2 protein-coding genes and 2 pseudogenes are annotated in these 2119 nt (G+C 43.9%); all 4 read left to right on the forward strand.

The features are described from left to right. A pseudogene (locus QZ506_RS20160) lies at positions 1-81 on the forward strand (lipoprotein); the annotation flags it as partial. A 42-nt stretch (positions 82-123) separates the two neighbouring features. Then, positions 124-366, forward strand: a pseudogene (locus QZ506_RS20165) (ORF6N domain-containing protein); the annotation flags it as partial. A 201-nt stretch (positions 367-567) separates the two neighbouring features. After that, the gene (locus QZ506_RS20170) at positions 568-1074 is read left to right on the forward strand and encodes a hypothetical protein (protein WP_291973444.1); all 507 of its coding nucleotides are present in this window, start codon (positions 568-570) and stop codon (positions 1072-1074) included. A gap of 192 nt (positions 1075-1266) precedes the next feature. Next, entirely contained in the window at positions 1267-1971 is a 705-nt protein-coding gene (locus tag QZ506_RS20175) for a hypothetical protein (RefSeq protein WP_291973446.1), read from the forward strand. The last annotated feature ends 148 nt before the right edge of the window (positions 1972-2119 follow it).

The raw sequence follows: 2119 nt of genomic DNA on the forward strand, positions 1-2119 counted from the left end.
GTGGGTGAAGCCATGGCCATGGTCAAAGCGCTTAACCGGATCACGCTATTAGGAATGCCGAACAGTATTCGCATCACGTAACAATCGACCCGTATGGGGCGCAGTCGTTACAAGTTCTGATTTATTCAACAAAGCCATAATTCGGTTCCCGTTATTACCACTGAGTTATTGGCTCAGCTATATGGCTCTGATGCCATACGTATCCAGCAAAATTATCTGCGAAATGCCGAGATATTCATTGAGTGTAAGCATTTCTATAAATTGGAAACGACTGAATTAAGAGAGCTAAAGCACAGACTATCTTTAAGCGAGTCTGTGAAAATAGCCCCGAATGTTCGCAGCCTCATCCAGTGGACAGAACGTGGAGGGCTTTGTTGAATAAATAGATATTATGCTGCGTAGCCATAAAGGCTGCGGATTCCCTTGACGTAAAATCAGTATGTTAAATCCAGAGCGTGGTGATGCATCCAGGATGCGATCAGCATTTTAATCCAAAACAGGCGTGTCATAACAGCATTATTCCCTATTATTCAACAAAGCCAACGTGGAGCGGCAAGACATGCCAAGATGCTCGAAACCGATCAAGCATGGGAAGTATTCGAGCAACTGGAAGATTGCTACTTCAATACTGAACGCGCTAACAATCCGTCACAGTACCAACCAGAAGCCCGAGAGCTACTAACCTCCGACGATACATCTCATCTTGCGCGACTTATCTGGGGCATATCTAACGGCTTCCGATTCGAGCGCTCATGGAGCAATGCCATCTGGCACGCACTGCGCTATGCGGCGGGCGTCTCTTCTCTACAGCATTTTGGCGTCAGTCATATTCCGATACTCGCGGAAGAGTGCCAACGTATTTACAGTTTCACCAATGCGCTGAAAGAAGTCATGTACGACGCTGAAAAGCAAGCTGTCCGGCGAGTTATCAAGAATCGTGAGGATGCGGACGCGGTGGTATCAGAAATGAAACTGCTACTTGATGAAACTAATCAGTCGCGCAATCTGTCGCTGACGAATACCTTAGCACGATGGCAACATGCTGATATCCAGCGCTTCCTACAATGCCATTAACGCTTGACGTTAAATAACTGATCAAACGTTCAGTGAAATGCTTGACTGTTATAACGTTATAACAGATAATCGTTCCACACTGCGGCAAGAGCGCGCAGAACATGAAGCCTCAACTGCCTCCGGTGGTTGGGGATTTTTACTTATTGTAACATCTTTAAAGATCGGAATATATTCTAAAAATAAATTATAAGCATGGAATATATTATGATGCCTGTCGATTCGTTTAGTGTTCAAAGCGGAAAATGGCCTTCACCTCATGAGCTACCATCCAGTTTTGGGCCGCCATATCGCACCTTCGCTGAGTGGGTCTATCAAGTAAAAAACGAGCCGGTGGATTTTGATAGCAAACCCAAACCACCATGCGAGTCATCCGCCAAACGTACATTGATGGCAGTTCTTCGGAAGCTTTCTGGAGTGTTCCAACGTAAACAATCCTCACAGGTATCGTCGCAGGGGAAAAAAGCAAATAGCCAGCTGGATATCAGCAGCACTGGTTTGATGACTAAAACACCGAATACAGAAAACCTATTTCGATATCTCGACTATTTGGCCAAAGAGAAGAATATTGGTTGTGTTGAATTGATAACGAAAGAACTTGTAGGTCAGTCATCCAGTAACTGCATTCAAATGATGAATAACCTTAAAGGGTGGTATGGGCGGCATATACTTGGTGTGCTAAATTTTGCTGTTGAACAAGTTGCTCAGGCAGAAGAGGATCCTTTAAAGCTCTCCAATGCTTCTAAATATCCTGTCCTTCTTAAGGAGTTAAGACGTGCATTGCAGGAAAAACTGGAGGGCTACGATGGGCAAATAAGCAACGGTGAAAGTATTCTTTTTCGTTACCAGCTAGCGCCTCAAGATATCGAAGCATTGTCTAACTTGGATATCAACATATAAATGTTTAATTTGTATTAGTCGCGACTAGATCTGACACTGGACCTTGAAAGGTTGAGAGTTACCGGTTTTGATATGGGTGTCTAATCCTTAAACAAAACGCGAGGTAACTCTCATGCTTCATACTAACAATCCCATTATCAAACACAAA

The sequence above is a fragment of the Candidatus Symbiopectobacterium sp. genome, assembly GCF_020054415.1.
Classification (GTDB): domain Bacteria; phylum Pseudomonadota; class Gammaproteobacteria; order Enterobacterales; family Enterobacteriaceae; genus Symbiopectobacterium.

What these genes read in the sequence shown, in the direction of transcription:
- QZ506_RS20175 (WP_291973446.1), top strand. Translation starts at nt 1,267, where the DNA reads ATGGAATATATTATGATGCCTGTCGATTCGTTTAGTGTTCAAAGCGGA.
- QZ506_RS20170 (WP_291973444.1), top strand. Translation starts at nt 568, where the DNA reads ATGCTCGAAACCGATCAAGCATGGGAAGTATTCGAGCAACTGGAAGAT.